This is a genomic window from Methylobacterium marchantiae, from assembly GCF_042679825.1.
Taxonomy (GTDB): domain Bacteria; phylum Pseudomonadota; class Alphaproteobacteria; order Rhizobiales; family Beijerinckiaceae; genus Methylobacterium; species Methylobacterium marchantiae.
Window position 1 is genome coordinate 18,028 of sequence record NZ_JBHTND010000009.1, and the last position, 21,283, is coordinate 39,310.

19 protein-coding genes are annotated in these 21,283 nt (G+C 63.3%); 13 read left to right on the forward strand and 6 right to left on the reverse strand.

Annotation, left to right across the window (positions count from 1 at the left end):
- The first annotated feature begins 66 nt into the window (after positions 1 to 66).
- Together ACFQ4G_RS08440 and ACFQ4G_RS08445 are read left to right on the forward strand one after the other, a co-directional pair.
- Positions 67 to 1,281 carry a DUF1972 domain-containing protein gene (locus ACFQ4G_RS08440; RefSeq protein ID WP_238208820.1) on the forward strand — a complete coding sequence of 405 codons (1,215 nt, stop codon included), beginning with the start codon at positions 67 to 69 and terminating at the stop codon, positions 1,279 to 1,281.
- A 191-nt stretch (positions 1,282 to 1,472) separates the two neighbouring features.
- Positions 1,473 to 2,531, forward strand: a complete 1,059-nt coding sequence (locus ACFQ4G_RS08445) for a glycoside hydrolase family 5 protein (protein WP_238208821.1) — start codon at positions 1,473 to 1,475, stop codon at positions 2,529 to 2,531.
- Here the strand turns inward: ACFQ4G_RS08445 and ACFQ4G_RS08450 are convergent.
- Positions 2,491 to 3,726, reverse strand: a complete 1,236-nt coding sequence (locus ACFQ4G_RS08450; protein WP_238208822.1) for a VpsF family polysaccharide biosynthesis protein — start codon at positions 3,724 to 3,726, stop codon at positions 2,491 to 2,493. The two genes, ACFQ4G_RS08445 and ACFQ4G_RS08450, sit on opposite strands and share 41 nt — an antisense overlap.
- A gap of 73 nt (positions 3,727 to 3,799) precedes the next feature.
- The gene (locus tag ACFQ4G_RS08455; protein WP_238208823.1) at positions 3,800 to 5,920 is read right to left on the reverse strand and encodes a GumC family protein; all 2,121 of its coding nucleotides are present in this window, start codon (positions 5,918 to 5,920) and stop codon (positions 3,800 to 3,802) included.
- Between the two features lie 299 nt (positions 5,921 to 6,219).
- On the opposite strand from ACFQ4G_RS08455, the gene ACFQ4G_RS08460 reads away from it, so the two are divergent.
- Entirely contained in the window at positions 6,220 to 7,731 is a 1,512-nt protein-coding gene (locus ACFQ4G_RS08460) for a glucosamine inositolphosphorylceramide transferase family protein (protein ID WP_238208824.1), read from the forward strand.
- 6 nt (positions 7,732 to 7,737) lie between these two features.
- Here ACFQ4G_RS08460 and ACFQ4G_RS08465 read toward each other — a convergent pair whose 3' ends face one another.
- The 3 genes from ACFQ4G_RS08465 to ACFQ4G_RS08475 all read right to left on the reverse strand — a co-directional run bounded on the left by ACFQ4G_RS08465 (position 7,738) and on the right by ACFQ4G_RS08475 (position 11,152).
- On the reverse strand, positions 7,738 to 8,925 hold the full coding sequence (locus ACFQ4G_RS08465; RefSeq protein ID WP_238208825.1) for an FAD-dependent oxidoreductase: 1,188 nt from the start codon (positions 8,923 to 8,925) through the stop codon (positions 7,738 to 7,740).
- A gap of 164 nt (positions 8,926 to 9,089) precedes the next feature.
- A complete protein-coding gene (locus tag ACFQ4G_RS08470; RefSeq protein WP_238208826.1) occupies positions 9,090 to 10,487 on the reverse strand; it encodes an ATP-binding protein in 1,398 nt (465 codons plus the stop codon).
- Positions 10,484 to 11,152 carry a response regulator gene (locus ACFQ4G_RS08475; RefSeq protein WP_238208827.1) on the reverse strand — a complete coding sequence of 223 codons (669 nt, stop codon included), beginning with the start codon at positions 11,150 to 11,152 and terminating at the stop codon, positions 10,484 to 10,486. The genes ACFQ4G_RS08470 and ACFQ4G_RS08475 overlap by 4 nt, the downstream gene beginning before the upstream one ends.
- A 161-nt stretch (positions 11,153 to 11,313) precedes the next feature.
- Between ACFQ4G_RS08475 and ACFQ4G_RS08480 the strand changes: the two genes are divergently transcribed.
- From ACFQ4G_RS08480 to ACFQ4G_RS08515, 9 genes are all read left to right on the forward strand, one after another.
- Positions 11,314 to 11,976 carry a DNA-binding protein gene (locus ACFQ4G_RS08480; RefSeq protein ID WP_238208828.1) on the forward strand — a complete coding sequence of 221 codons (663 nt, stop codon included), beginning with the start codon at positions 11,314 to 11,316 and terminating at the stop codon, positions 11,974 to 11,976.
- A 71-nt stretch (positions 11,977 to 12,047) separates the two neighbouring features.
- Entirely contained in the window at positions 12,048 to 12,470 is a 423-nt protein-coding gene (locus ACFQ4G_RS08485; protein WP_238208829.1) for a hypothetical protein, read from the forward strand.
- 207 nt (positions 12,471 to 12,677) lie between these two features.
- Positions 12,678 to 13,997, forward strand: a complete 1,320-nt coding sequence (locus tag ACFQ4G_RS08490; protein WP_238208830.1) for an MFS transporter — start codon at positions 12,678 to 12,680, stop codon at positions 13,995 to 13,997.
- Between the two features lie 94 nt (positions 13,998 to 14,091).
- The gene (locus tag ACFQ4G_RS08495) at positions 14,092 to 15,231 is read left to right on the forward strand and encodes a metallophosphoesterase family protein (RefSeq protein ID WP_238208831.1); all 1,140 of its coding nucleotides are present in this window, start codon (positions 14,092 to 14,094) and stop codon (positions 15,229 to 15,231) included.
- A 43-nt stretch (positions 15,232 to 15,274) separates the two neighbouring features.
- Positions 15,275 to 16,543, forward strand: coding sequence for an arsenic transporter (locus ACFQ4G_RS08500; RefSeq protein WP_238208832.1), 1,269 nt, complete (start codon positions 15,275 to 15,277; stop codon positions 16,541 to 16,543).
- A gap of 46 nt (positions 16,544 to 16,589) precedes the next feature.
- Complete coding sequence (locus tag ACFQ4G_RS22030) at positions 16,590 to 17,036, forward strand: DMT family transporter (RefSeq protein ID WP_238208833.1); 447 nt, start codon at positions 16,590 to 16,592, stop codon at positions 17,034 to 17,036.
- Positions 17,037 to 17,074: 38 nt separating this feature from the next.
- Positions 17,075 to 17,521: a DMT family transporter gene (locus ACFQ4G_RS22035; RefSeq protein ID WP_238208834.1), complete on the forward strand. Its 447-nt coding sequence runs from the start codon at positions 17,075 to 17,077 to the stop codon at positions 17,519 to 17,521.
- Between the two features lie 309 nt (positions 17,522 to 17,830).
- Positions 17,831 to 18,061 carry a hypothetical protein gene (locus ACFQ4G_RS08510; RefSeq protein ID WP_238208835.1) on the forward strand — a complete coding sequence of 77 codons (231 nt, stop codon included), beginning with the start codon at positions 17,831 to 17,833 and terminating at the stop codon, positions 18,059 to 18,061.
- A 17-nt stretch (positions 18,062 to 18,078) separates the two neighbouring features.
- On the forward strand, positions 18,079 to 18,348 hold the full coding sequence (locus ACFQ4G_RS08515) for a BrnA antitoxin family protein (protein ID WP_238208836.1): 270 nt from the start codon (positions 18,079 to 18,081) through the stop codon (positions 18,346 to 18,348).
- 12 nt (positions 18,349 to 18,360) lie between these two features.
- Here ACFQ4G_RS08515 and ACFQ4G_RS08520 read toward each other — a convergent pair whose 3' ends face one another.
- Entirely contained in the window at positions 18,361 to 19,470 is a 1,110-nt protein-coding gene (locus tag ACFQ4G_RS08520; protein WP_379040082.1) for an acyltransferase family protein, read from the reverse strand.
- Between the two features lie 349 nt (positions 19,471 to 19,819).
- On the opposite strand from ACFQ4G_RS08520, the gene ACFQ4G_RS08525 reads away from it, so the two are divergent.
- Positions 19,820 to 21,259: a TIGR03808 family TAT-translocated repetitive protein gene (locus tag ACFQ4G_RS08525; RefSeq protein ID WP_238208838.1), complete on the forward strand. Its 1,440-nt coding sequence runs from the start codon at positions 19,820 to 19,822 to the stop codon at positions 21,257 to 21,259.
- Positions 21,260 to 21,283: the final 24 nt, after the last annotated feature.

Here is a 21,283-nt window from a genome sequence, read left to right on the forward strand (position 1 = left end):
GATGGTTGCCTGAAGGTGTTTCTGGTGTCCCATCACGGGACACTTTGAGGGCGAAAGGAGACTCTGGTGTCATTGCACAAGCCCTCGCTGCTTATCCTGGGAACGCGTGGCATCCCGGCATCCCACGGCGGGTTCGAAACCTTTGCAGAGAAGCTCGCCCTCTTTCTCGTGAAGCGCGGCTGGCACGTTGCGGTCTATTGCCAGGACGAGGTCGAGTCGGTCACGGAGCGCTTCCGCACCACGACCTGGAAAGGCGTGGAACTGATCCACGTCGCCGTATCGTCCACCGGACCGAGGGCGACACTCGATTTCGACTGGCATTGCGTGCGGGATGCCGCCAAACGGCACGGCGTCAGCCTCGTCCTTGGATACAATGGCGCTATTTTCCTGCCGTACCTGCGCCTAGCCGGTTCCAAGATCATCACGAACATGGACGGCATCGAATGGAAGCGCCCGAAATGGTCGATGGCAGTGCGGGCTTGGTTCTGGACCAACGAGTGGATCGCCGCATGGGCCTCCCATCGCCTTGTGGCCGACCATCCCGCCATCGCCGATCATGTCGCCACTCGGCGCCCGAGATCTGCCATAGCCACCATCGCCTATGGCGGGGATCCGATCCCTGCTGCCCCGACGGCACCCATTGAGGCTCTCGGTTTGAAGCCGGGCCGGTACATGACCTCGATCGCGCGCATCGAACCCGATAACAACATCCTCACGATGGTCGAGGCATTCTCGCGCAAGCTGAGAGGCGTGCGGCTCGTTGTCCTGGGCACGCTCTCGGAGAACAATCCCTATCATCGTGCGGTGAGGGAGGCGGCCAGCGATGAGGTTCTATTCCCAGGCGCTATCTATGATTCAGAGACGATCAGATCGCTACGCTTCCATGCCCGTGCCTATCTTCATGGGCATACCGTCGGCGGCACCAACCCGTCCCTCGTAGAAGCGTTATGGGCGGGGAATGCAGTGATTGCTCACGACAACGCGTTCAATCGTGGAACGGCGGGTGACGAGCAATTCTATTTTAGCGATCCCGATGCCTGCGAGCGACACATCGAAGCCTTGGTCGCAAACGATCTCGTAGTGAAGAAAGCCGGCCTCGCTTCCCTCGACCGTGCATCGGAGCGGTTCGAATGGTCGACTATCCTGAAGCAGTACGAGGCGGAAGCACGGACGCTGGGAGGCTTCACGATTCCCGTCGGTCGTGAAATGAAACAACCCGTCAACACCTCGGCGAACATCTCGATGGCAATCGGAGGACGGAGCCAGGACCGCGCATCGTGACGCGACCGCCGACACGAAGGGCCGTCCTCGCCGCTGCATCACTGGTGACGGGCATCGTACCGGCTAGTGCGGAAGCCGTGCCCCTGCGTCTTTCTCGTGGCGTCAATACTTGGCCATGGTTCTCGCTGACGCGCGAGTTTCCGGCGCCGCGAACGGATTACGGAGCGCCGCCGTTTCAGGACGGCCGGCCTGTGCCGACGGGCCGAGACCTGGCTCGGCTGCGACAAGCCGGGTTCGATTTTCTCCGGATTCCCGTCGATCCTGGCCCGTTCGTCGCTGCCCTAGCGGTAGAGCGGGCGCGCCTCATGCAAAATCTTAAGGCTGCTTTGGAGGCGGCGTTGCGCGCCGACCTTTCCGTAGTGGTCAACGTGCAGGCCAATGGCGCGACTCATCACTGGAACCCCCAGAATTTCTATGGCGATCCGGGCGCGCCGCTATTTCCCGCCTATCGTGGGTTCGTCTCCGATCTCGCGCGCATGCTGGAGAGCATCGCTCCGGATCGATTGGCCCTAGAGCCGGTCAACGAGCCGCCGCAGGGATGCGGCTCGCAATCATGGCTGACCATCCAGGACGATCTCCTCACGGAGGCCCGGCGCGTTGCGCCACGGCTGACCCTCGTTGCCTGCGGCGCCTGCGGCGGCATGATCACAGGGCTCACCGCCCTCGATCCTACCTCACTTTCCCGCTTCGCGCCGCTTCTCTTCACCTTCCATTATTACGAGCCCTACCTGTTTAGCCATCAGGGGGCCCCTTGGATGCGGGAACCGGTCTATCGTGCCCTCAATGCAGTTCCCTGGCCGGCCTACGTCGGCAAGCTGGAGACGACCCTCGCCGCCGTTCGGAAAAGGATGGCCAGCGATGCCACCCTGTCGGCAGAAGCGAAGCGCGAGGCCTATGCGGTGACGGAAGCCAAGCTCGCCGAGTATTTCGCGGCGCAGCCCGACAAGCGCTACCTCGCACGGCATCTCGCGATGGTGGGCGAATGGGGGCGCCGGTACGGCATATCCCCGCGGCAAATTCTGCTCGGAGAGTTTGGTGCCCTGCGCAGCGACGCACGCTACGTGGCTTCTCATGCCGAGGACAGGGTCCGCTACGTCCAAGACGTGCGAGAAGCAGCGGAGGCGGAGGGCTTCCCCTGGGCGTTCTGGAATCTGTTCGACGGGATGGGGATGATGGACGATGCCACCCGGCGCTTCGACCGGGCGATCGTCACGGCCCTGGGGTTGCGCGCACGCGCGGACGATCCCTGACCTTGTGGAACAATCCGAGGAGCAGGATGGCGAACTTGGCCAACAGTGTGGTCTTGGCTCCGAGACCCTCGAAGGTGTTCACCAGAATAACGAAGGCGAGGACCGGAAGAAACGTCCCGCTGCGGCATTGGCGAACCAACTCGATCATGTAGAGCGTCACGGCGACGGTCAGCAGAACCGTCATGATCACGCCCTGATAGACCAGGGTCCGGACGATCGGGTTCTCGATGCCCCATTCGAGCCCGCTCACGCGCCGCAGAGAGTCGACGAGGGTCATATCCGGGCCGACCAGCAATTCGCGGAACGGGATGCTGGCGATAAGGTCGAGCATCTCCACGCGTGCATTGGCGCTGCCGCCGTCGGCAATGAACCGACTGAGCAGTGCGTCGAAGAATCCTCCGACGGCCAGAGCACCGATGGCAAGTGGCGCGAGCGTAAACAGGAATATCCCCACCGCCGCCGCCAGAAGCGGGATGCGGCCTGCGCTCAAGACCTTGTGCAAGGCGAAGAGACCGTAGGCACCGCCGAAGATCAGCGTCACCACGGTGGCGGAACGTCCACCGAAGGTCACGAGGGCGGCAAGCTGCAGGCCGATCATTGCAAGGCGGAGCGGCACCGTCATGCGCCCACCGCCGCCGATGAGGGCGAGCACGTAGCAGGCTGTGAGAGTGGCATTGCCGAGGGGATGACCCTGGAGGGCGGCCGAGCGCGTATCCGTGGCGAAGACCTGTCCGTCGAGCCGATAAGGAAAGAACAGAGTCTTGGTCGCGAATTCGGTCAGGCCGAGCAACGCGTTGATGAGCATCACCGCGTGTACGGTCAGCTCGAGGCGTCTCCAGGTCAGAGCGTCGCGGTCGGCGAGCAGGACGACGAAGAGGCCGGGCAGCAAGAAAGTGTCCAGCGCCCCAGCCATTCCCGGTCCGCTGCGCATTACGATGTGCAGGAACAATCCGATACTGCACGCGGCGAGCAGCGCCCCTGCAGGCCGCACCTGCACTGCATAGACGAGGTAGCCCGCCGGATTGCCGGACCTCAAAGCCGCCCAGCAGAATAGGACGATGACGAGATAGGTCGAAGGATGGATCTTCTGTGGCGCGGCGCCGGTGAGCCCGTCGTAATTGATGCCGACGTTCCAGAGCATACCGCCAGAAACGCCGAGAATCAGCACCGTCAGGAAGATAAGGCCGAGCGGCATCGGGCTTCGAGACGCGGCTCTTGCCGGGCCGCCTGCAGCTGACGGATGGATCGCGAGCCTCATGGTCCGCCCGTCATGCCGCCGCCGCATGGCGATCGACGAAGAGACTGCCGGACACTGGACGACCCAGCACCTCCGAAATGTCGAGAAGATCGAGGAGATCGCGCTGCCGCGTGGCGCCGTTCTTTGCCACGATCAACAGCCGATCGCTGGCGGAGGCGAGTGGTCCGATCCGCAGATTGCCGGTGAGTACTCCGCCATCCACCAGAATCAGATCGAAGCTCGACTTGGCGGCGGCGAGGAACTGTTCGATGTTGCGGCGGCTCAGCGCCTCGCGCGACGCCTTGGCGGTATCGCCGATGCCGATCCGGGCTGCGCCGCTTTCGGAATCGGCCTTCGCCGCAGTTGCCATTCCGGCCTCTCCGCTCAGCACCTCGATCAGGCCTGGCCCGGTCGTTCCCGCCTGTGGCGCCGCATCGAGGTCGGCCTCGACAAAGAGCACGCGCTCGCCGCGCGCCGTTGCCACCGCGGCGAGGAGGTGTATCGCTGAACGTCGGTCCGCACTGTCCGAAGCCGCTGAGGTCACGAGGACGCTCAATGCCTGCCCAGGCGGTTGGATCTGCCCGCGGACGCTGGACAGTCGGTCTAGAGTGAGACTCGCAGCGACGCTGGCCGGGCGTTCGCTCCCTGCCTTGAACTCCGGATAGGTGGCGACGACGGACGTATGCGAGAGCCGCTCCATCTGACGTCGAGACAGGACGGTCGGGTCGAGATACTCGCGGACGAAGGCCAACCCAGCTCCGAGGCCGAGGCCGCTGATGAGGCCGCCGACGAAGAGCAGGAGGCGTAGCGGCCAGCTCCGCTCGGTGGGCGGCCGGGCCCAGCTAATGACGCGGGCATTGGTGGTGTCGATGCCGGTCTGTTCCTGAATCTCGCGGGAACGGCTGAGGAAATTGCCGTAGACGGCACGGCTTGTATCCACCTCACGCTCGAGTTCGCGCAGACGCACGGAGGCCTCACCCGTGACGATAGTGCCTCGCTTCAACTCATCAAGGCTCGCCGTCAACGCCTTCTCGTTGGCAGCCGCACGCTGGTAATCGGTTTCTGCCGAGCGGGAGATGCGGTTCAGTTCTACCTCGGTGAGGCGCTTGACGTCCTGCATCTGGGTCCGAACCGCCTCGATATAGGGATGACGGTTGCCGAGTTGCGTGCGGAGGTCCGCTTCCTTGCTCGCGAGTTCCGCATATTGGCTGCGCAGCCGCTCGATCACAGCGGACTGGATCGCTTCCGGCGCCGAGTCCGGTCCGAACGCGGTTCCGCGCGCGTCCTTGATCTGCTGAAGTTTGGTGCGAGCCTCCGCGGTGCGGGCGCGTGCAGCCACGATCCGGTTGTTGCTCTCCGCCAATTGCTGATCGCTGATCAAGCGACCGCTCGCCGAGATCAATCCGTTCTCGGCCTTGAACGTCTCGACCTTGTTCTCGGCGACGTTGACGCGCTTGCGTAGATCGTCGAGGCGTGAGCCCAACTCGGCCGAGGCGCGCGCGGCCGCATCGGCACGCGCGGCAGTCTGGTCTTTGAGATAGGCGCTGGCGATGGCGTTGACGATCCGGGCGGCTTTATCAGGGTTGTTCGCGGTGATGACGACGTCCACCACGAAGACCTTGTCGGCACGCTTCACCGCGAGTTTGCGCCGAAGGGCACGGACGGCCCGAGCTTCAGCCGCCGCATTGCTGCTTGAAGCCGCACCGTCGCCCTGAATGGTGCGCAGGGTCCAGCTGAGGAAGCCGTTACCGAGGCCGCCAAAATCCGGGTCGTCGAGCAATCCGGCATCGTGGGCGGCGCGGGTCAGGACGGAATCGGATTCGATGACGCGAGCCTGACTCTCGACCTGGATCACGCCACCATCAGGCGCCATGGCAACCGGATTGACGTCGTTCGTGACGATCTGCCTGTCGCGTGGATCGATGAGGATCTGGGCGGTAGCCGCATAGAGCGGAGGCGCCAGGAAACCGTAAGCCACCGCGATGAAGGTGAGCAGGGCCGCAGTTCCGAGCACCCACGCGCGGCGCACATAGAGAATGCGCCAGAGATCGCCGATTTCTGCGCTCTTGTCGGGTTCGGAGGAAGTCGTCCGGTCGATGCCGGGTCGACCGATCCAATCCGCCGCCGCGATGTGTCTGTCGATCTGTGCCATCGGATGCTCGGGCCGTGGCCGGGATACGGCCCGTCCTTCAATCATAGGCATGATCCGAATTCACTGACGATTCACCAACATCCGGACACTTCCCCGGTCCCGATACCCGTCAGGTGGATCATGGTTAATCCATCGTAAAGGACGGGTAGAGCAGGGGCTTAAGGCCGGATTGCGGTGAAGGGTTTCTCAATCGAGATGCGGTAACCACAGGAGATGAAGGAGACGTCCCGTCGCTGGACCTATCCCAATCTGCCGATGGCGTTCGACCTCGGCGTTCGATTGTTCGGGGACCGACTACGATGCGGCTGCGATTGAGGCTGGACGGACGTGCCCTCCGCCGCTGGCATATCTGCCTCTTGGAACGGATCACGGCGCTTCCAGGACTCGAGGTGGAGGTCGATCGTTCGCCGGGCCCAGGAGGCCTGCCGGACAAGGCTGCGTTGCTGTTCCGCCTCGAAGCTCTTCTCAAACGCCTGTCCCTCGACGGGCTCTCCTCGCCTGCGCCGGCGAGCACGCTCGCCGGCTATCCAGAATCGTCCGCGGCGGCGTCCTGCATCCTCGATTTGTGCGGCGATGCATCCGGCGGCCCGAAACTGCCGATCTGGCGCTTGAGCTTCGACGGCATCGCTGGCGAGGGTGCTCTCCTCGCATCGCTTCTCGCCGGCCGATCACCCGTGGCGGCTCTTTCCACGAATGGCAGGATCATCGCCTCCGGACGCTTCGGTGCTGAGGACCGCGGTACCATGCTCACCGCCTTCGAAGATGGGCTGATCCGCAGCATAACACTCATCGTCGGCGCCCTGTCCGGCGCGCGTCCGCTTCTCCAGCAAAGCGCCTCGGTATCGCCCGATGCCCCTGTCCTGACTGTGAGGACGATCGGCGCCCGGACCGCTAAGATGGCAGCTCGGCTCATCATCCGGCGCCTCTACTACCTGTGCTATCGCGCTCCGCATTGGCGCGTTGGTTGGCGCCGGTTGACTGGTCCTGACCTCGTCGACTTGCGGACGCATCCATCATCAGGCTGGAAAGATCTGCCTGATGATGGGCGCCGCTTCTATGCCGACCCGTTCGGCATCGAACATGAAGGGCGCACTGTGCTCTTCGTCGAGGATTTTCCGCATGCGACAGGCAAGGCGCTGATCTCGGCGGTGACCTTCGATATGAATGGCCCAATCGGAACGCCGGTCCCGGTCCTCGAGGAGCCGCATCATCTCTCCTATCCGTTCGTGTTCGAGCGTGAGGGATCGTTCTGGATGATCCCGGAGAGCTGTGCCAACGACACCGTCGATCTCTATCGGGCCACCGCCTTTCCAGGCGGCTGGGTCAAGGAAGCGACGCTGCTGCGAGGTGTGACCGCGAGCGATTCGACCCTGCTGGAACGGGACGGCCGCTGGTGGATGTTCGCCACTGTGCGGGACCAGCCGGCCGATGTCGGAGGCGGCCCGATTCTCGGCTCCTATCACGACAGCCTGCACCTCTGGTCGGCGTCGGATTTCCGTGGTCCTTGGACGCCGCATGCGGGCAATCCGGTCCTCATCGATATCGCTTCGGCAAGGCCGGCCGGGCGCATCGTGGAACGGGACGGGGTCCTGATCCGTCCGGTCCAGGATTGCCGACTGGGCTACGGGGAAGCGCTGGCGCTCGCCCGGATCGACCGCCTCGACGACGAAGGCTACGCCCAGACCGTCGAGACCATCCTACGGTCGGGCCCGCTCTTTCCTGGCACCCGTCTCCACACCCTCAACCGCGCCTCGGCATTCGAGTTCATCGACGGCTCCGCTCGCTCTCCCCGCTGGCGGAGGAGACGATAACCCTCATCAGACGGTCTTGGTCGGCCCAATAACCGGCCGGCGCGGCTTGGAGAGGGTCGACCGCAGGACGTGAAGGGCGTGGAGGCCATAGCGGCCGACGCGGTTTCGCAGGCGTCGCGCGATCCAGGTGGCACCGCTTCCGATCGTGATCTCGCGGGCGTAGAGGCTCGCTCGCAGACATTGTTCGTCGGAGCCGTGCTTGACCGGATCGGCGTAGAACTGCGCGATCTTGTCCTTGCCCATTCCGGGGGTCGCAAACCAGCGCGGCAGGTGTTCCGAGCAGAGGCGGTCGACGTCGGTGAGCACCTTGCCGATCCCGGTGCCTGGAATCGGGCACGGCGTCAGAAAGGCGTCGCCGAGGAGGATGATCCCATCGCGCTCCGGCTCGGCCGCCTGGATGACGTCGATGGGCCGCATTTCCACCGGCCCCGCGACGGCGAGATCGGGGCAGAGCCGGGCTAGTCCGGGCATGGCTTGGCGCATGAGCGCCTCGGGCGACTTTCGGAACTCCTTCACCCATGGATCAGTGAGTTTCCGGTACACGAAGAGATTGGCCCGCATCGTCGCCCCGATTGGGAATAGCGTAACATAGGCAACGGCGCTGCCCTTACCCTCACCGTAATAGGTCAGGGATTCGAAGCCGAAGGACGAAGGCGGGGCGGCCATATCGAAACCGAAGGACAGCGAGTGCTTTTCGCTCACCATGGTCCTGCCAATTCCGACCTTGCGGCGCAGGACATCGCCGAGACCCGTGGCCAGCAGGACCAAGCGCGCCGTCCGCACGCTGCCGTCGGCGAGGGTGACCGTCTGACGCTCGGGCCCGGTCTCGATCTCCGCCACGCGGCCGACCACTAGGGGCGAGGAGGCGGGCAGCGCCTTGCGCAGGTCGTTGATCAGGGCGGTGTAATGGACGCCATACTCCCGCACTCGATGGCGCGAGAAGAGATGCCCGAACCGAGAGACGCAGACTTCGTCCACGGGCGTCGTCACGGCACGGGCAAGCTCGCCGAAGCCGAGCTTCTCGAAAAGGTCCATCTGCGGCACGCCGAGCTTCTCCGCCCGGAAATCGGGCGGGTAGACCGCATGGGTGTCGATGATCGCCGTGTTGTAACCTGCCTTGGCCAGCGCGATGGTGGCGGTGGTCCCTGCGAGACCGGCACCGATGACGATAACGTCGTGATGGATCTCAGACATACGGACTTTCCCCCGACCATGCCATTATGGAACGCCAGCCCCTCGTCGTCTCCTCATGGTACGGAGCCGGTGCGGATTTGGAGCGGGTCGATCGTCCGTTGCAGGTGACATGCCGTCTTTCTGTCCCGTTCAAGGAGCATGTCGGGCTTAAGAATTCAGTGTCTTCAGGCCGGCAATTCGAGCCGTGCGCGTAGCCCATGCAGGGTTCCGCGGTCGAGATGGAGGGAGCCGCCGTAGAGTTCGGCGAGCTCCGTGGTGATCGACAGGCCGAAACCATGACCCGGTACGGTCTCATCGAGTCTTCGTCCGCGTCCGAGGACCCGAGCCGCCGCATCCTCGTCGAGGCCCGGCCCGTCATCCTCCACCGTGATCGTGACGCCCTGTCCAGAGAAGGCGGCAGCGATCCAAACCTGCGCCCGGCACCAACGGCAGGCATTGTCGATGAGGTTGCCGAGCATCTCGTCGACATCCTGCCCGTCGCAGGCGACGGCGATGCCGTCCGAAACCTCCACCGTAAAGGCAATACCCTTGTCCGCGTAGAGCCGGGCGAAGGTGGTACGAAGGCCGGCGGCCGACACTGCAAGGTCCGTCCGTTCGCGGGTCGCGCCGCCGAGGGCCGCGGTGCGGGCGCGGCGCAGATGATGACGGATCTGCGCATCCATGCCCGATACCAGGGCTGAGAGCCGGCCGTCGGGATCTTTTCCCGCGTCACCGAGCGCCATGGTCAGTGTGGCGAGGGGCGTCTTCAGACCATGGGCGAGATTGGCCACATGGGTCCGCGCCCGTTCCAGATTCACCGCGTTCTGGCTCAGCAACGCGTTCACCTCGCGGACCAGAGGCCTGATCTCCGCCGGCTGCTTCTCTGGTACCTGTGCGCGTTTTCCTGCACGAATCTCGCCGAGGTCCCGCCGCAGACGTTCCAGTGGCCTCAGGCCGAGGCGTACCTGCGCCACGAGCCCGACGACGAGGCATAGCCCGAGTATACTCAGGATCAGTGCGAGGGTCAGACCCGCTTCCCGAACTGGACCACTCAGGGCAGCCATCGGTGCCGAGGCGACGATCGTCGCATTGCCGGCACCGGCTTCGTCCGGCAGGGTGAGGATGCGCAGGATCACCGTATTTCCCCAGGGATCGACGCCGTCCGCCGGCTGGGGATGGTCGGGATGCGGGGTCCTGCTGTCCTGTCGGTGTTCCGCTGGAGCGGGCAGGTCGTGCCCCTCCAGCGAACTGGAGCGGAGGGTCGCATCACCCTGCCTGATTTGCCAGGACCAGCCGGACCGCTCGCGGTCGAAGGGCGGCCCGTCGAGGTTTCGCCGGAGGGCGAGCCGGCCGTCCCGTCCGCGTTCCAGGCTGGAGGCGATGGCGACGATCTGGCTATCGAGGCGGCTGTCAAGCTGGCCGCGGACGAAGCGGTGCAGGATGAAGCCGATGGCGATGCCCGCCACGACCAGGGCGATCGTCACGAGGACGAGGGCGGCGACGATCAGGCGCCGCTGCAGCGAGCCGGAATGCGGTCGTGCCGGGCCATGCAGAGGTTTCGGTCGAGGAGACGACGCCTTCACGATGCCTCTCCCGGCAGAAGCTGATAGCCAATGCCGCGCACGCTCTCGATCCTGGCCGGCACGATCTTGCGGCGGAGTCGCGTGATGATGACCTCGACCGAGTTCGAATCGACCTCGGCATCGCCTTCATAGACTCGCTCGATCAGCTGGCCGCGGGGCACGATGCCGTCCTTGCGCAAGATCAGGCACGAGAGCACCCGCCATTCGAGGCCAGTGAGCTTCAGCGGTAGCCCGTCCCGCTCGAACGTCCCGAGCCCGGCATCGTAGGCGAGGGGCCCGCAAGCGATGCGGTTGGCGCCGTGAGCCGAGGCTCGTCGCACCAGCGCGCGCAGGCGGATGACGAGTTCCTCCACCCGGAACGGTTTGACGAGATAGTCGTCCGCGCCCGCCTTGAAGCCAGCGACCTTGTCGCTCCATCCATCCCGTGCAGTGAGGATCAGCACCGGCAGGGTCCGGCCGGCGGCGCGCCAAGCCTGGAGAACGGAGACGCCGTCGCGCTCGGGCAGCCCGAGGTCGAGCACGACCGCGTCGTAGGTCTCGGTCTCGCCGAGATGCTGGCCATCCTCCCCATTGATCGCATGGTCGAGAGCGAAGTTCTCGGCCCGCAGGGCCTTGGCGATCTCGGCAGCGAGCGCTGCATCGTCCTCGATCAGTAGAAGCTTCATCAGGGGCGATCCTTGAGCGCCGATAGGCGGCGTGAGCGAGTTAAAGGCGCTACGCACCGGGCTTTAACCGGAGCTGAACCGCACGGTTCAGACCGGGTTGGAGGCGTGACCCTAAAACGGCGTCAACCCGAAAGGGGACCTGTTTCAAGGACATCGACACCATGACGACCGAGAAGACGATCGACGGAACCGCCACCGAGATGTCGCGCCCCACCTCCGCTGCGCTGCGCCGTTCACGCCGCGGCTGGATCGTCGGCGCCATCGCCGCGCCCCTGGCCTTCGGGGCCGTCGGCCTCTCGCTAGCGCAGAATTCGGGCATGACGCTCACACCCGTCGCTCCGACATCCATCGCTCAGCTCACTCCCTCTGCCGCCATCGCAGCCAAGGGCGAGGTCGCCGAGATCTTCGGCAACAAGTTCATCGTTCAGGACGGTTCTGGCCGCGCTCTGGTCGAGACCGGCAAACGGGGCGAGGACGGCGGCCTCGTCAGTAAGGGCGAGGCGGTAACGGTGCAGGGTCGCTTTGAGAACGGATTTCTCCACGCCATCCTCCTTACCCGGGCCGATGGAAAGACCGTGGTCCTTGGCCCGGCACGCGGACCGAAGCCGGGAGGCATTGACTGGGCGAAGGACAGGGTCGGCCTCGGCCCCACCATCGATGCTCCTGCACTGACCGCGAAGGTCGAGGCAGCCGGCTATTCCGATGTCCGGGTCATCGGCCGTGGACCGCGCCATCTCGAAGTGGCGGCCAAGGGTCAAGACGGGCGCGAGCGGCAGCTTCACGTCGGGTTCGACGGCGACATCCGCGAGAAGCGAACTTTCTGATCATGGAGGTTTCCTCCTCCGGACCACCGGGGGAGGGCTTCCGGCCTGCTCCATCATCGGGATCAACGACAATGCCAACGACAGTTTCCGCTACCGGCACCGTCTGGGCCGTGTTCGGCCATCGCCTTGCGCTGGATTGCGCCACCACGAAGATCCTTGCGGATCTCGGTCCGAAAGCGACGACCGGAGCTCTGCCAACTGTCGGAGACATCGTCACCGTCGACGGCGAGCGCAAACCCTGCGAGATCAAGGTGTCTCGCCTCATCCTCGCCGACGGCACGGTCCGCACCATCGTGCGGCCAGACCAGGGACATGGCCCGGCCGATACGGATGCGGCCCTACGCCTCGTTCGGGATGCGGGCTACCGTGTGGAGGGTTTGCCAATACGCAAGCCCAAGCATTTCCAGATCCGCGGTATCCGGGATGGCGCGGCCTTCGAAGTCCATGTGCATGACGATGGCTGCATCCGGAGGGAGAAGCGGCTTACGGCTTAGAAATTCAAAATTCCGTATCAGGAATACACGTCTCTGTTTATCTGGCCGCGCCAGTGCTTCGCGGCTCACGCAGAATTTAATCCCCACCGAGGAACCTTCATTTCGGGCCGGGGTTTGCCGCTCCGATCGATGCGAAGCCCTGGCTTTCCCTGCCGGTAACGCGCGCCGATCGGTCCCATTCATGACAAGCTCCGAAGGATCGATCGGATGACCAGCGTCACCGTTGCCGGCCAGGATCAGGTTCGCGCCCCATCGCAACGAACGCTGCGCGGGCTCGACGCTCTCAATTTCTTCCTTGCTGACGTCCGCGATGGTTTGGGACCCTACCTCGCCATCTATCTCATTGCTGTGCGCGGGCCCGACCAGGGTTGGAACGAGGCCACGACCGGCATGATCATGACCATCGCCGGCATTGCAGGCCTGATCGCTCAAACGCCCGCCGGGGCCCTCATCGACCGGACAGACCATAAGCGTGCCATCGTCATTGCAGGCGCCCTCGCGGTCACGGCGAGCTGTCTACTCTTGCCCTTCGTCACGAATTTCTACCTGGTTGCCGCGACCCAATCGGTCGCCGGCATTGCCGGTGCGGTCTTCCCACCGGCGCTCGCCGCCATCACGCTGGGCGTCGTCGGGCCGAAGATGTTCTCGAAGCGCATCGGCCGCAACGAAGGCTTCAACCACGCGGGCAACGCGGTCTCGGCGGCCATCGCCGGGTCGACCGCTTATTTCTTCGGACCCGTCGTGGTGTTCTGGCTGATGGCTATTCTGGCGGTCCTGAGCGTCGGAGCCATGCTTATGGTACCGGCCAAGGACATCGACGACGATCTCGCAAGGGGCCTCGACGAGAAGGCTGGGCAGGAGGGCGAGGAGCCCTCCGGAGTCACTGCCCTGTTGCAGAACCGTACCCTGATGCTGTTCGCTCTTCTCGCCGCGATCTTTCACCTTTCGAACGCCGCGATGCTGACGTCGGTGGGCCAGTTGCTGACCAAGCTCGCCGGCAAAGAAAGCGCGACCTCGCTCATCTCGGTCTGCATAGTCGCGGCGCAGTTCGTGATGGTGCCGGTGGCGGTCTTCGTCGGAGCCAGGGCCGATGCGATCGGGCGCAAGCCGATCTTCCTCGTGGCCTTCGGGGTCCTCGCGATCCGAGGCGTGCTCTACACCTTTTCGGATAACCCTTTCTACCTCGTCGCCGTGCAACTCCTCGATGGGATCGGAGCCGGCATCTACGGCGCGCTGTTCCCCATCGTCGTCGCCGATCTGACCCGCGGCACCGGGCGATTCAACGTTTCGCAGGGTGCGGTCGCCACGACCCAGGGGCTCGGAGCTTCGTTCTCGGCGACCCTGGCTGGCCTGATCATCGTCTCGGCCGGTTACTCGACGGCGTTCCTCGTCCTCGCCGGCATCGCCGCCGTGGGATTCGTTCTCTACCTCGTGGCCATGCCGGAAACCTACGGCTTCGAACCGCCGACCCCGGCGTCGAAGCCACCGCACGCTGGTGGGTCCGAACCGGTGGTCGCCGCCGCCTGAAGCCGTCGCTGCCGCAGGTCACAGCGCTTTCTGAGAAATCCGGGGCCATCTGAACCACCGCTGGCAGGATGCCGGGCGACGCTGGAGATATGCCATGACCGTCGAGGGGAGTTCCGCCATGAGCGGCCAGGACGACATTCTCGCCTTCGCCCATATCGGCGACCTTCATCTCACCGAAGGGCATCTCGAGAATGCCTGCGACTTTCGCGCCATCGTCTCGCAACTCTGCGAGGTCGAAGGCCTCGATTTCGTGTATCTGCCCGGCGACAATGCCGATAACGGGCTGCCCGAGCAATATGCCCTCGTGCGCGACGGCCTCGCGGGATTGCCGTTTCCCGTCCACGTGATCACCGGCGATCACGACATGGAGCGCGGCAGCCTAGACGCCTTCTATTCCAGCCTCGGTGGGCGGCGACTTCCCTACGCGGTCGACATATCCGGTATCCGCTGCCTCTTCCTCGACATGTGTGGGCCCGGTGCTGGCGGCCTGGATTTCCGTCTCGGAGATGCGCAACTCGCCTGGCTGGAGGGAGAGATCCAGGTGGCCGAGAGCGACGGCCTCGATTGCGCCCTGTTCATGCACAGCTACCCCGCCGACCTGAAGGGCGACGGCGAGGCCTCTCGGGTCGGCCATCTCGTCTCTCAATCGCGCGTGCGCCTCGTGGAGATGGGGCACACCCATTACAACGAGCTGGCCAATGACGGCCGTACCATCTTCGCCGCCACTCGCTCTACCGGACAGATCGAGGAAGGGCCCGTCGGCTATGCCATCGCCGCCATCGATCGCGGCGTGGTGAGCTGGCGCTTCAAGGAAATGGCTCAGCCCTGGCCCTTCGTCCTCGTCACCGCACCCGCCGACCGGCGTCTCGCCCATGACGATGCGCATACGGTGCGCGATATGGTCGAAGTGCGCGCCATCGTTCTCGGGGCCGCGCCGGTCAAGTCCTGCGAGGCGAGCGTCGACGGTGGACCTTGGCACCCGATGAGCCGGGCTGATGGAGACAGGCGCTACCGCGCATTCATCCCTTGGAACACAGCCTCCACCCGCCTCACCGTCCGGGCTTCCGACGCGGCGGGAGGCATTGGGCAGGACGTCGTAGAGCCCGCCACGGACCCATCACAGCGGCCGGTATCCAAAGGCATCGGCAGCGATGCGGATGCCATCGGCGCCTGGCCTGAGAAGGGACTTCTCGGGACACAGCTCGGCCCCAACCGCCATGGCCGAAGCTGGTAGCCGTCTCGCTGCCGCCCCGCCCCAGACAGGAATCCACCCGCCCATGTTCGCACTCGCCATGACGCCGCAACTCGCGACGTGGATCATCGCCGGATTGGCCACGATCGGGGTGATCACGAGGCCATTCTCCTGGCCGGAGGCGATCTGGGCGGTGCTCGGTGCCGGTGCCCTTCTCGCCCTCGGCCTCATCACGCCGGAAGCCGCCTGGGACGGCGTGCGCAAGGGAACGGACGTCTACCTCTTCCTCATCGGCATGATGTTGCTGGCCGAGATCGCCAGGAAGGAGGGCCTCTTCGATTGGCTTGCCGGCATCGCCGTGCGTCAGGCGAAGGGGTCCGCGACGCGGTTGTTCCTGCTGGTCTACATCGTCGGCACCCTGGTCACGGTCTTCCTCTCCAACGATGCCTGCGCGGTGGTTCTGACGCCGGCGGTCTATGCCGCGGCCAAGGCGGCCGAGGCGGAGCCGCTGCCCTACCTTTTCATCTGTGCCTTCATCGCCAATGCGGCGAGCTTCGTGCTGCCGATCTCCAACCCGGCCAACCTCGTCGTCTACGCTGCGCACATGCCGCCCCTGACGGAATGGCTCGCGCGGTTCGCGCTGCCCTCGGTCCTGGCGATCGTCACGACCTATATCGTCCTGCGCCTAACTCAGAATTCCGTCCTGCGGCAGCAATTGCTGGCGAGGGATGTCGAGGCAACGCCGCTCTCGGGCACCGGAAAGGTCGCTGGTCTCGGCATTGTCGCCACCGCCGGGGCGCTCATCGCGGCCTCGGCCTATGACCTCGAACTCGGCCTGCCGACTTTCATCGCCGGACTCGCGACCACGCTTCTCGTCCTCGCGATCAAGCGCGGCGGGGCGATGGAGGTGGTCAAGGACGTATCCTGGGGCGTACTGCCACTGGTGGCAGGCCTGTTCGTGTTGGTCGAGGCTCTGGAGAAAACCGGCGTCCTAACCCTGATCGCCGACCACCTGAAGCAGGCGGCGCAGGCCTCACCCCAGGCCGCGGCCTGGGGTGGCGGCACTTTGGTGGCCATCCTGTCCAACCTCGTGAACAACCTGCCGGCCGGCCTGATCGCGGGTGCCGCCGTGCAGCAGGCCGACGTCTCCGAGAAGGTCGCCGGCGCCATCCTCATCGGCATCGATCTTGGCCCCAACTTGTCCGTGACCGGCTCGCTGGCGACGATCCTCTGGCTCACCGCCATCCGTCGCGAAGGCGAGGATGTGAGTTTCTGGCGGTTCCTCAAGCTCGGCCTGCTGGTGATGCCGCCGGCCCTGATCCTCGCCCTGGCCGGCCTGCTCCTTCTGCCCTGATCCCCTTCCATCCTGAATCCCACCGCCATTCCGAGGACGACCCGACATGAACGCGGCCTTGCTCTATCCCTTCATCCTGGTCGCCGGCGCGCTCCAGGCGGCGGGCAATTCCATGAACGCGCGCCTGCGCGTGGCCCTCGTCAATCCGTGGCTGGCGGCCTCCGTCTCGTTCTCGCTCATCGTCTTCGTCTTCGTGACGCTGTTCCTGGTGATGCCGACGCCGCTGCCGACCCTCGAACAGCTCGGCGGCATGACATGGTGGGCGCCCCTCGGCGGCCTCGCCGGTGCGGTAGCGGTGTTCGGGGGCCTCGCCTTCGTCGACAAGGTCGGTGCCGGCCCCTTCAACGGCCTGCTCATCACCGCCAACATCCTGACCTCGCTCGCCATCGATCATTTCGGCTGGCTCGGCATGCAGGCGAACCCGCAAGGCCTCCTGCATCTCCTCGGCGGCGGCCTGATGGTGGCCGGCATCGTCCTCATCGCCCGCTTCTGACCTCGGCCGGCAACGCATCGACGGGAGATCCCAAATTCATGGCCGGCCCTCTGTTCTATCCCTTCATCCTCGTCGCCGGCGCGCTTCAGGCTTTCGGCGTCACCATGAACGCGGCCCTTCGCGGTGCCCTGGTCAATCCCTGGCTCGCGGCGGCGGTCTCGTTCCTGCCCATCGTCTTCGTCTTCGTGGCGATGCTCGCGATCCGGCCCGTGCCGCTGCCGACCCGAGACGATCTCGCCGGGATGCCGTGGAGGGCGCCGCTGGGCGGAATCGCGGGGGCTGTGGCGGTGTTCGGCGGCCTGCTCTTCGTCGACAAGGTCGGCGCCGGCGCGTTCAACGGGATGCTCATCACCGCCAACCTCCTGACCTCGCTGGCCATCGACCATTTCGGCTGGCTCGGCATGCCCGAGCACCGCGCGGGCAAGGAGCGACTCGCCGGAGCCGTGCTGATGGTGGCTGGAATCGTCCTCATCGCGGCGTTTTGACGGGGAAATCCACCACGATTCTCCGGCAACATCGCTGCGAGTCCTTGGCGGGGTTCGCTTTTTGATCTTCGGACGTGCTATGCCCCGACGATCCCGCCCGAAGCCGGTCCCGTGCGAAGGGTGTGTGGATCACCCTCCACTTGCCGCCGATCGCGGGTTCGCATGCCCGCCGGCATCCATCTCGATCGTCGACATCACGCGCCGCGCGAGCGGGCACGAGCGGATTTTCCGCCTTTGCCGTTCAGCCAGGGCCGGACGACACGATCGATGAGAGGGGAGCGAGGCGGAGGGTAGTGAGGAAGGACGACGATGAGCGACGAAACCGACGCCAGGACCAGATCCGAGGAGCGCGCAGAGCGCGCCGAGCGGATGGCCAAGGAAGGCGCGCAGGCGATGGCGGAGCATCTCCAGGCCGTGAAGGCCATCGATGAGCGTACCGTCAAGTTGCGCGCCCTTCGGCTGGCCAAGGAAGCCGCCGATGCGGAGGCGAAGGCCGCCGCCCCTGCGCCGGCACCCAAGCGCAAGCGCTCCGCGAGCTGATCCGGGACATTCGAGCCATGGCATTCGATCGGACCCGTCGCGCCAGCGACCCCCGCCAGGCGGCGGAAGCCGCCTTCAAGGCCGCCACCACCAAGGCGCCCGAAGCGTCCAAGCCCGACGCTCCGAGGACCGCGGAACGCGCGCCCTCCGCGCCGCTTGCCCCGCCCGGCGCCCGCGAAATGGTATCCCTGCGCATCGACCGCGCCGTGCTGGAGCATTTTCAGAAGGACGGCCCCGGCTGGCAGGACCGCATCAACGCCGCGCTGAAGGGCGTCGCGGGGATCTGACGGACGCCTCTCTCAGCTGAGAACCTCCCGAGCCGCCGCCCGCCGTGGGATGAGGCGTGCCAGCAAACTGCGAAGACGGGGCTCGGCGCCGAGCGTTACCGTCAAAGCCAGGATCAGCACGCCCAGAATGGCAATGAGCAGGGCCTGATAGGGAGAATATCCGATTGCGACGCAGGCCATCAGGATCACCGCGCCGCACACGTTGTGCACGAGATAGAGGGGATAGGTTGCCAGTCCCGCCGTTCGAACCGCGGTTACCCATCGCGGTCCCAGGGCGTCCGCAAGCCTATCGTTGAAAAGCACAGACACCACCAGCAGGGTGACCGATCCGACGAAGAGAGCCAGTGCGGGGCCGGCCCCCCCGGAAATACCCATCACACGCATGAAATGATCGTTGTGGCCGATGATCTCGAGAACCGCTCCGGCTGACAAAATCGCCACCATGACAAGACGGACCCGTGTCGCTCTGACGGTCAGCGTCAACCAGAGATAAGTTCCGAGCGCGAACAGGCAGCCGTCATTCACCAGTGCGAGCTGAATCGCCCTCTTCTCCGTGAGTGCGGCGAGCGAAGGAAGAAACCAAGCCGCGATCTGGAAGGCGGTGCTCGTAAGACCGATGGCGCCAACGATCTGCGGCATGAAGCGCCAGACGCGACACGCCAGAAGACCGAAGACGACGGCATAGAAGGCGATCTCGATTCCGAGGGTCCAGTAGACGCCATCGATCCAGGGGCCGCCCGGCCAGAACATCACGGCCTTCGCGTAGAGCGGCAGGAGTTCGATCAACGGCTTCGATCCGCCGACCCACGATGCAACAAGCGTGAGGCTGGCGCAGATCCAGGCGGCTGGGACGAGCCTGAGGAAACGGCTGCGGGCGAAGCCGTGGGATGTCGCCTCACTCGCCGAATAGGCGATGACGAACCCGGACACGACGAAGAAGATCTCGACCCCGATCCAGCCATTGCGAGCGATCGGGAGCAACTCGTTAAAGTCCAGGGGCACTATGGAAGAGGAGAGCACGCCCGGTACGAGCCAAAGCCACGCTCCCAGATGGAACAGCAACACGAAGGCCGCAGCCGAGAAGCGGATGAGATCGATGCCGATGAGGTGTCTGGGGGGCATTTGCCTACATTCCTAAGCAAATCTTAAGACCGCTCGAGTTGGCGCAGCGCATCCTCGCCTTGTATAAAGCAAATACGCCCGCAGATCTAAACCGTGTGTTACATTTCCTCTCCCTCTTATGAAGAAGGGCGTTGTCTGCTCATGTTCGTGGCTTGCCGGAATATTACTCAGAGAAACTCTCACACCCTCCGGCATGCCGAGGCGCCTGCCCGATAAAAAACGGTGCGGCTCTCCCACGGACCGGATCAGCATGTTTTCCTATTAATGTTGACAAAAAACCTATTTTAGGGTAGTCCTTCTGAAGGATTGGAAAACAATTAAATTTCCGATCTGAAGTAAGGGGATATCTATGCCTAAAATCGAAATCGGAAGCGATGTGGTTATTTATTCGAATGCTGCAGGAAGCGACACATTTCAAGCGGCTATAAACCAAGCGGCAGCGGTGCAAAAACCATTATACGTCGCTGCAGGCAGCTACAGTGTTGCAAACTTAAGAATTAGCGATAAGTTAAAAATATTTGCCACAAAAGGGTCCGTGACAATTTCTTCTGCGGATACAAACAGTTTCTTCCTTACGGTCCAATCTGGAATGTCTGGAGTGCGGATTTCAGACGTTACTATTGAAGGAATCATTTTTGATGGTGAAAACAAGCCTTTTGCAAGTGCTGTTACGCGGCCCGGCCTACTACGTTGCGTTAACGTTGATCGATTAACAATTCGGGACTGCTTTATCAGTCGCTCAGATCGATCTGGTATAGATCTTATTCAGTCGGCTGGAATAATTGATAGTAACGAATTTTATGACTGCAGAACAGCAATTTATTCGAATAAGTCGTCTGGCTTGATCGTATCACAAAATTATATTCGCGATAGCAAAGATAATGGTATTATGGTCTGGCGATCAGAGCAGGCATCTGATGGAACAATTATTCAAGGAAATAGAATTTATGGCATTCAAAATAATACGGGAGGATCGGGAGAATTTGGCAATGCTATTTTCGTTTATCAGAGCAACAATGTAACTTCGTCAAACAACAATATTATTGGATGCAACTATTCAGCGTTGCGATACAGCCAAAGTTCTAATGCCATTATTTCGAACAATCAAATCAGTTCGACAAGGGAAACGGCTATTTTCGTTGAAGCCCCAGACGATAGCGCTGCGCCTTATGAGGGAGTTGTAGTCGTAGGCAATGCGATTTTCGATGCAGGCGAGGGTATCAAGGTCGTTAACGCGAATCTTGGAAGCCGTCGCTCAACGATCTCGAATAACGTACTAAAAAATATTTCACAAAAGACATTTGATCAATGGGCTTCGCCCTCGCGAGACCCAGCGACTCGGTATGCCATTACAACGGGTGGAAATGGTATAACTGCAAGTAGTGACGCCGTTATTTCTGGTAATCTTGCAGAAAGCTGCGGATTTTCGGGAATTGCTTTGACTGTTTCAGGTTCTTACAACTCAGAAACTGGAACGGTTCGAGATCAGAATGCAGTTGCAGCTTCGGTTGTCGGCAATATCATCAAAAACTGTCCCGTGGGCATTGGTTATTCAGATGACGATCTGCGCGGATTTGCAAACGTGAGTGAAAATATCATTATTGGCGCAAGTAATGCGTCAATCACTAAGGTAGATGTTACCAACGCACCAAATGTTCCTAACAACCCCAACAACGGTTTCGGACCATTGGTTCGTCGGCCTGGTGCTCCCGATGTGGGTGGGAATTCTGATCCTGTTACGACGCGGTTCTCGTTCTTCAGAAACAAGATCGTACCAAAAACGGTTTAATTTTCTTGGGGGAGTGGGTGGTCC